8 protein-coding genes and 1 rRNA gene are annotated in these 7,469 nt (G+C 60.9%); 5 read left to right on the forward strand and 4 right to left on the reverse strand.

Going from position 1 to position 7,469, the window contains the following annotated elements:
- The first annotated feature begins 604 nt into the window (after nt 1-604).
- Both LQ215_RS29050 and LQ215_RS29055 read left to right on the forward strand, forming a co-directional pair.
- Nucleotides 605-982: a hypothetical protein gene (locus LQ215_RS29050; RefSeq protein ID WP_230153678.1), complete on the forward strand. Its 378-nt coding sequence runs from the start codon at nt 605-607 to the stop codon at nt 980-982.
- A 28-nt stretch (nt 983-1,010) separates the two neighbouring features.
- Entirely contained in the window at nt 1,011-1,913 is a 903-nt protein-coding gene (locus LQ215_RS29055) for an alpha/beta fold hydrolase (RefSeq protein WP_230153679.1), read from the forward strand.
- On the opposite strand, the gene LQ215_RS29060 is transcribed toward LQ215_RS29055, so the two are convergent.
- Nucleotides 1,882-2,874, reverse strand: a complete 993-nt coding sequence (locus LQ215_RS29060; RefSeq protein ID WP_230153680.1) for a GlxA family transcriptional regulator — start codon at nt 2,872-2,874, stop codon at nt 1,882-1,884. The two genes, LQ215_RS29055 and LQ215_RS29060, sit on opposite strands and share 32 nt — an antisense overlap.
- Before the next feature lie 99 nt (nt 2,875-2,973).
- Here LQ215_RS29060 and inhA point away from each other — a divergent pair, with 99 nt between their 5' ends.
- A complete protein-coding gene (gene inhA, locus LQ215_RS29065) occupies nt 2,974-3,660 on the forward strand; it encodes an isonitrile hydratase (RefSeq protein ID WP_230153681.1) in 687 nt (228 codons plus the stop codon).
- Nucleotides 3,661-3,885: 225 nt separating this feature from the next.
- Here inhA and LQ215_RS29070 read toward each other — a convergent pair whose 3' ends face one another.
- On the reverse strand, nt 3,886-4,623 hold the full coding sequence (locus LQ215_RS29070; RefSeq protein ID WP_230153682.1) for an SDR family oxidoreductase: 738 nt from the start codon (nt 4,621-4,623) through the stop codon (nt 3,886-3,888).
- Between the two features lie 202 nt (nt 4,624-4,825).
- Here LQ215_RS29070 and LQ215_RS29075 point away from each other — a divergent pair, with 202 nt between their 5' ends.
- Nucleotides 4,826-5,773 carry an AraC family transcriptional regulator gene (locus tag LQ215_RS29075; RefSeq protein WP_230153683.1) on the forward strand — a complete coding sequence of 316 codons (948 nt, stop codon included), beginning with the start codon at nt 4,826-4,828 and terminating at the stop codon, nt 5,771-5,773.
- A gap of 477 nt (nt 5,774-6,250) precedes the next feature.
- Here the strand turns inward: LQ215_RS29075 and LQ215_RS29080 are convergent, their stop codons facing one another.
- Nucleotides 6,251-6,709, reverse strand: a complete 459-nt coding sequence (locus LQ215_RS29080) for an SRPBCC family protein (RefSeq protein WP_230153684.1) — start codon at nt 6,707-6,709, stop codon at nt 6,251-6,253.
- Nucleotides 6,710-6,849: 140 nt separating this feature from the next.
- Here LQ215_RS29080 and LQ215_RS29085 point away from each other — a divergent pair, with 140 nt between their 5' ends.
- Nucleotides 6,850-7,251, forward strand: coding sequence for a lysozyme inhibitor LprI family protein (locus LQ215_RS29085; RefSeq protein WP_230153685.1), 402 nt, complete (start codon nt 6,850-6,852; stop codon nt 7,249-7,251).
- 118 nt (nt 7,252-7,369) lie between these two features.
- Here the strand turns inward: LQ215_RS29085 and rrf are convergent.
- Nucleotides 7,370-7,469: ribosomal RNA gene (gene rrf / locus LQ215_RS29090) — 5S ribosomal RNA — on the reverse strand; the annotation flags it as partial.

A 7,469-nucleotide genomic window follows, 5' to 3' on the forward strand; every position in this document is an offset into this window, starting at 1 on the left:
GGTGTAGGCAGAGAGGTCTTCGGGGCGTGGAGGGTTGGGGGTGATCTTGACCATGATATGAATCTCCATTCGAAAGTGGAGTTCGCCATTTCCGCGACCAAGCAGAGGGGTGGCGAACTGTACGCAGGTTGGTCGACCAGGGAATGGAAACCCGGCAGGGCCCGAAGCCCTCCCACGCACAGTCAGCCATAAAGCAGACAGCCGCTCGCGCGGCATCGTGCGCCATTCTAAACCCGGGCGACCAAACCCGGTCGCTGATTTTTCAGCGACGAGCAAAGCCTATCCCCGCCCTTTCCTAACCGGCAACCGACGCGACTCGTCAGAAAATTCCGGTTCGCCTATTTTTTTGTAGGAACACAACCCCGTGGCGAGGGAGCTTGCTCCCGCTCGACTGCGCAGCAGGCGCAAAATTTCCCTGACACAGGGGGGTCGCTTCGCAACCCAGCGGGAGCAAGCTCCCTCGCCACAAGAGCATTGCAGTACCCGATTCCCATTTATCGTTACGCCGCGTTTCGAGTTGCCAGCCCCACAAACCCCTCCTAAGATCGATGCACTCACGGGTGCAGCGGAGCTGCCCGATAAAAACCCGACTCAAGGACCTGACATGACCCATATCAAACGCCCCATCACCACCCCACCCCGAACAGGCCTGACCCGCGAAGACCTCTGGGAAGGCCAGGACCGGGGCCTGATCAAATGCTGGGAAATCGGCCGCGACCGCGCGGTGAAGTTTCCCGAACTGGCGCAACGCTGCCTGGCCGGTGAATTGCCGGTACTGGGCTGGAAAGGTGGCGTCAGCCGCAGCCTGAAGAAGAACGAAAAATTCGGCTGTCTCAAGTACCTCGCCCAATGGCAGGGCCTGCGCGGTGAAGACCTGGACATCAACCTGGCCCAGGAGCGCACCCTGACCTGCTCCAGCACGAACATGATCGTGACGTTCACGCCGGATCGGGCCAAATACGTGAACCAGGAACCCGCCTGACCGCAATCGGGCAATGCCGGAGGCCAACATGAACCTCGATCCCAAGGTCAACTTCGCCGTGACGCCGCTGTTGCGCATCGCCTACGAAGAACATGGTCCCGCCAGCGGCGAGCCAGTCATCCTGCTGCATGGTTTTCCTTACGACCCCAGGGCTTTCGATGAAGTCGCACCCGCCCTGGCCGAGCGCGGCTACTGGGTCATCGTGCCCTACCTGCGCGGCTACGGTCCGACCCGGTTCAACAACCCGGCCATCCTGCGCTCCGGCCAGCAAGCGGCGCTGGCCCAGGACCTGCTGGACCTGATGCACGTACTCTCCATCCCCCAGGCGGCGTTTTGCGGCTACGACTGGGGCGGTCGCGCGGCGTGTATCGTCGCGGCGCTGTGGCCCGAGCGCGTTCGCTGCCTGGTGACTGGCGACGGCTACAACCTGCAGGACATTCCCCGTTCCAAGCAGCCGCTGGCCCCGGAAACCGAACATCGCCTGTGGTACCAGTACTATTTCCACACGGCGCGGGGTGTCGAGGGCCTGACCCAGAATCGACGTGAACTGTGTGAATGGCTCTGGCGCCTGTGGTCACCGACCTGGAAACGTGGCGCCGAACTGTATCCCCTCAGCGCCACGTCGTTCGACAACCCGGACTTCGTCGACGTGGTGATCCACTCCTACCGTCATCGCTTCATGTACGCACCGGGCGACCCGACGCTGGAGTGGATGGAGGAACAACTGGCGGCACAACCGGCCATCAGCGTGCCGAGCATTTCCCTGTGCGGTGCCGACGACGGGGTGGGGCCAGCGCCGGAACACGATGAAGACGCCGAACACTTCACAGGTTTTTACGAACGCCGCGTGCTGGCCGGTGTCGGCCACAACATCCCACAGGAAGCCCCCGAGGCCACGCTCAAGGCATTGCTGGATCTGCTTGAGGGCTGACGGCGAACCGCTCGCGATAGGCCTGGGGCGTCACCCCCATGGCCCGTAGGAAACTGCGACGCAGGGTTTCTTCACTGCCGAAGCCACATTGCACCGCAACCCGCTTGATCGACACAGCGGTGTCGGACAACAGCCGGCGAGCTGTTTCCACGCGAATCAACTCCACCGCCCGCGCCGGGGTCTGGCCGGTGTCGGCGCGGTAGTGCCGCACAAAGCTGCGTTCGCTCATGCCGACCTCGGCGGCCAGACTCGACAGGCCCAGGTCGCGGGTGAGGTTTTCGGCGATCCAGGCATGCAGGTCATCAAACCGACTGCCCTGCTTTTGCAGCGACAACGTCACGCTGAACTGCGATTGCCCACCGGGACGCTTGAGGAACACCACCAGGTGCCGGGCGACTTCCAACGCCACCGCGCGGCCCAGGTCCTCCTCCACCAGCGCCAGGGCCAGGTCGATGCCGGCCGTGACCCCGGCCGAGGTCCAGACCGGGCCATCGTTGATGAAAATCGGGTTGGGTTCGACCCGCAACTGCGGATGCTGCTCGGCCAGTTGTTCGCAGCGGGTCCAGTGTGTCACCACGCGCCGCCCGTCCAGCCAACCGCTGGCGGCCAGCAGGAACGCCCCGGTGCACACCGACGCCACCCTTCGCGAACGCAAGCCGTGCTCCTTGACCCAGGCCACCAGCGCCGGGTCCTTCGCCGCTTCGTACACGCCCCAACCACCGGCGATCAACAGCGTGTCGCTGCCTTCGCTCGGCAGCGGCTCGGCTAACAGCGCCAACCCCGCCGAGGACATCACCGCCCCGCCCCCCACAGCGATGACCGTGGGCGTGTAGGGCAAAGGCAGGCCTTGCTGGCGAGCCAGGTCGTTGGCCGAGGCAAACACTTGCAAAGGCCCGGTGACATCCAGCACTTGTACGTTGGCGAAGGCCAGTACATGAACGGTTTTCGGTGGGTTGGGCATATTGGCGTGATTCGTGGGCTTATTGGCGTATACGCCAGAGCCTACGGATCTAAAGTAAAACCGTCCACCCCTCGGGCATCATCCAAAGGAGCACGCGACATGACGCTGCAGATCGGTTTGCTGTTATTCCCCCAAGTCCAGCAGTTGGACCTGACCGGCCCTTATGACGTACTGGCCTCGTTGCCAGACGTGAAGGTCCACCTGATCTGGAAGGACCTGGCGCCAGTCACTGCCAGTACCGGGCTGGTGCTGCTGCCCACCACCACGTTCGAGGACTGCCCGAAGCTCGACGTGATCTGCGTCCCCGGCGGGACCGGCGTCGGCCCCCTGATGGAAGACGAGCAGACGCTGGCCTTCATCAAGCGACAGGCCGCCGAGGCGAAATACATTACCTCGGTGTGCACCGGTTCGCTGGTGCTCGGTGCGGCGGGCCTGTTGCGAGGCAAACGCGCTACCACCCATTGGGCCTATCACAGCCTGCTGCAAACCTTGGGCGCGACACCGGTCAAGGATCGCGTAGTCCGCGATGGCAACCTGCTCACCGGTGGCGGCATCACGGCCGGGATCGATTTTGCCCTGACCCTGGCCGCCGAACTGTTCGACCAGGACACCGCCGAACTGGTCCAACTGCAGCTCGAATACGCCCCTGCCCCGCCGTTCAACGCCGGCAGCCCGGACACCGCGCCGGCGCGCGTGCTGGAAGAAGCCCACCGGCGTACCGCGGAGTCGTTCCGGGTACGCTCGCAGATCGCCCAACGTGCTGCGGCGCGGTTGGAACAGGCGTAGCGATAAGCCCTAATGCCGACACACAGACTATTGTGCGGCTGGACACACGCTTGAGACAGGCACCATTGTGGCGAGGGAGCTTGCTCCCGCTCGACTGCGCAGCAGGCGCAAAAATCCTGGGGTCGCTTCGCAACCCAGCGGGAGCAAGCTCCCTCGCCACAATGGTCAGGTTTCCTCTCCCGGGCGATACAACTCGTTCATGGAGGGCTGTCGGGTCAACTCGATTCAAAACGGGCTGGCGGTGGGCCGCACGATCAGTTCGCTGACGTCTACGTCCGCCGGTTGTTCGATGGCGTAGGCGATTGCCCGAGCGATGGCTTGCGCTGGGATGGCGATCCTGCGGAACTCGCGCATTTCGGCACGGCCCCCTTCATCGGAAATGCTCTCGGCCAGTTCCGATTCGGTCACGCCAGGGGAAATCACCGTCACGCGCACATCTCCCCCGACTTCCTGGCGCAAGCCCTCGGAAATCGCCCGAACGGCAAACTTGGTGGCGCAATACACGGCGGCAGTCGGGCTGACAGCGTAGGCACCGATGGACGCGATGTTGATGAACTGGCCGCTGCGCTGGCGTTGCATCAGCGGCAGGCCGGCGGCGATGCCGTGGAGCACGCCACGGATGTTGACGTCGATCATGCGGTCCCACTCCTCGACTTTCAGCGCCTCGAGCTTGGAGAGCGGCATGACCCCGGCGTTATTGATGATCACATTGACCCGACCAAAGCGCTCGACAGCAAAGTCGATCAGGTGCTGGACATCCTCGCGACGGGTCACGTCCACGGCTTTACAGGCCGCCTGCTGACCGGCGGTCTCGAGCTCTTGCACCAATGTCTGCAAACGATCGATGCGCCGGGCGCCAAGCACGACACAAGCACCGCGAGCCGCAAGCAACCGCGCCGCAGCTTCGCCAATCCCGCTGCTGGCGCCGGTGATGACCACAACTTTGTTTTGAATATCGGACATGATGATTCCCCTCGTCTGGATGTGTTAGCCCCGATGGGAGCGTTTTGACAGGTCCAGGTTAGGGAACCGACCGGGGTCAGGGTTAGCCAGATCCTCCTGCGCACTTGCACGATCCTGTGGTGATAAAACCGACTCTGGTCGACAGCCACGCAATCGGCTTTACTAGCGCGGTTCACTCATTTGGCCAGGGAGGTTGATCGGCATGTCGGTATCCACGTCCATCCACATCACGCCAGACGACGGCGTCAGCCAGCGCCGCGCCGAACTGGCGAGCCTGATGATGCGCTTCGCACCGGAATTCGGCGTCCACTCCACGGCCATCGAGGCCTTGCACCTGATCCGCAGCGACCGGCCGACCGGAGCCCTGCACACCGTGCACAAGCCTGGTTTATGCGTGATTATCGAGGGACGCAAGGAAGTGCGCCTGGCGGACGAATGCTACGTGTATGACCCGCTCAATTACCTGGTCGTCTCGGTGACCCTGCCGCTGGCCGGCCAGGTGATTGAAGCCAGTCCTGAACGCCCTTACCTGTGCATCCGCCTCGACATCGACCCGGCACAGATCTGCCGCCTGATTGCCGACGCCAGCCCTATCGGTATGCCGGCCGAAAGAACCGGACGCGGGTTGTTCCTGGACCGTATCGATGCGCCGTTACTCGACGCGATGTTGCGCTTGCTGCGGCTATTGGACAGCCCGGACGATATCGCCACCCTCGCCCCGTTGGCCCAACAGGAGATTTTCTACCGGCTGCTGCGTGGCGCCCAAGGCCAGCGCTTGCACGAAATCGCCATTCCCGACACCCAGACCCATCGCATCAGCCGCGCCATCGAGTGGCTCAATACCCATTACGCCGAGCCGCTGAGCATCGACAGCCTGGCACAAATGATCAATCTCAGCCCTTCGACACTGCATCATCGCTTCAAAGCCGTGACCGCCATGAGCCCGCTTCAATACCAGAAACAACTGCGCTTGCAGGAGGCCCGACGGTTGCTGTTGGCAGAGAACAGCGACGTTTCGTCGATCGGCTACAAGCTGGGCTATGAAAGCCCCTCGCAGTTCAGCCGTGAATACAGCCGTCTATTTGGCGCCTCGCCGAGCAAGGACATCGCTCGTTTGCGGGCTCAGGCGCTGCAAGCCAGTGGGGCTTGATCCTGTGTGCAACTGGATCGAGCCACTTTTTCACAGACGAAAAAAAACCCGCCTAGGCGGGTTTTTTGAGGACCAATTTGACTCCCTGTCCGGCATTCCATGCCTGATCCAATCATCCATGACCCTGAGCACTCCCTGTACCCAGTGGATGAACATAGATTAGGCCCACCAGTGTCTTGGGAAAAGACGAGAAAGCAGCAACGGCGTGTAAGCGTTTCGCTATAGGATCTTTCCAGATTCTTGCGGGCGAAAAAAAACCCGCCGAAGCGGGTTTTTCCAAGACCATTACGACTCCCTGTCGATAGCTTTCCTTGCATGGTCGATCGTCCCTGATCCTGAGCACTTCCTGTGCTTCAGTGGATGAGTCCAGATTACGCCTCGGATCCAAAATGAAATAGACGACATAGCTACCATCTCGTGTAAGACATTCGCCATACCGTCCCCTCCGAAAACCCTTAGCTCCGTCAGGGGGCAAACTCAAGACTTGTTCAGGAACTTTTCAATATTGGCCATCTGCTCGTCCCAGCCACGGCTGTCCATGCGGAAAGCCTTGAGCCGGCGAGCCTCGGGAATGTTGTTGAAACCCGACTCCACGACTTTGAGCAAGGTACCGCCATCCATGTCTTCAAGTTCGAATTGCACCCGGGTTTCGGACTCCTGGGAGTAATCCACCTGCGGCTCGACAGCGTAAGGATGCCAGCGAAACGAGAACACCCGCTCGGGCTCCACCCGCTCCACCGCTACGTCCCAGATAAGATGTTCGTAACCAGGATAAGTGATTTGCCCCTGGGTACGCTCCCCTGCCACAAACCGTTTCCCCTCAAGGGCGACACCGAACCATTGGCCGAAAGCTTCGGCGTTGGCCAGGGCTCGCCAGACATGAGAGCGCGGAGCCTGGAGCAGGATCTTTCTTTCAATGCGATCGGATGAATGCATGAGTCACCTCCTGTGTTTCAACAGTAGGCTTGTAAGACCACAAGGCCAACCAAAAAGTTGTATCAGGATCACCTTCTTCAAAACTGTATGGAGCGATGTAAACTCCCCCGACATTTTCACCCCTCAAGGAGCGACCAAACATGTCACCACGCATGCTTCTGGCCCTGATGCCACTGCTTTTCGTCACCGCTGCTCAGGCCGACGACTGCGCCGACGCCACCACTCAAGGCGAAATGAACCAATGCGCAGCCAAAGAAAACAAGGCCGCCGACAACGAGCTGAACAGCCTGTACAAGCAGATCACAGCACGCCTGAAGGATAATCCGGAGGCCAAGCAAATGCTGGTCAAGGCGCAACGTGCCTGGATAGGTTTCCGTGACGCCGAATGCAAATTTTCCGCCTCCGGGGTCGAGGGCGGTAGCGTCTATCCGCTGATCTACAGCAACTGCATCACCGCCCAGACTAAAGCCAGGAGCGAGGCATTCAAGACCTATCTCAAGTGCAAGGAAGGGGATCTGAGCTGCCCAGTACCCGAGGCTTAAGGGCCCGGATGCAAAAAAGGATGACCTCTACAGGTCATCCCTTTTTTGGACAAAGCTTTTATTGCAGGCCAAAACAAAACCCCTACCTGCATCAGCAGATAGGGGTTTCGGAATTTAATCTTGACGATGACCTACTCTCACATGGGGAAACCCCACACTACCATCGGCGATGCATCGTTTCACTGCTGAGTTCGGGATGGGATCAGGTGGTTCCAATG

The sequence above is a fragment of the Pseudomonas brassicacearum genome (genome assembly GCF_918698105.1).
GTDB lineage: Bacteria > Pseudomonadota > Gammaproteobacteria > Pseudomonadales > Pseudomonadaceae > Aquipseudomonas > Aquipseudomonas brassicacearum_F.

Coding starts and splice junctions, on each gene's coding strand:
- LQ215_RS29085 (WP_230153685.1), top strand. CDS start 6,850: ATGTCACCACGCATGCTTCTGGCCCTGATGCCACTGCTTTTCGTCACC.
- LQ215_RS29060 (WP_230153680.1), bottom strand. CDS start 2,874: ATGCCCAACCCACCGAAAACCGTTCATGTACTGGCCTTCGCCAACGTA.
- LQ215_RS29055 (WP_230153679.1), top strand. CDS start 1,011: ATGAACCTCGATCCCAAGGTCAACTTCGCCGTGACGCCGCTGTTGCGC.
- LQ215_RS29070 (WP_230153682.1), bottom strand. CDS start 4,623: ATGTCCGATATTCAAAACAAAGTTGTGGTCATCACCGGCGCCAGCAGC.
- LQ215_RS29075 (WP_230153683.1), top strand. CDS start 4,826: ATGTCGGTATCCACGTCCATCCACATCACGCCAGACGACGGCGTCAGC.
- LQ215_RS29080 (WP_230153684.1), bottom strand. CDS start 6,709: ATGCATTCATCCGATCGCATTGAAAGAAAGATCCTGCTCCAGGCTCCG.
- LQ215_RS29050 (WP_230153678.1), top strand. CDS start 605: ATGACCCATATCAAACGCCCCATCACCACCCCACCCCGAACAGGCCTG.
- inhA (WP_230153681.1), top strand. CDS start 2,974: ATGACGCTGCAGATCGGTTTGCTGTTATTCCCCCAAGTCCAGCAGTTG.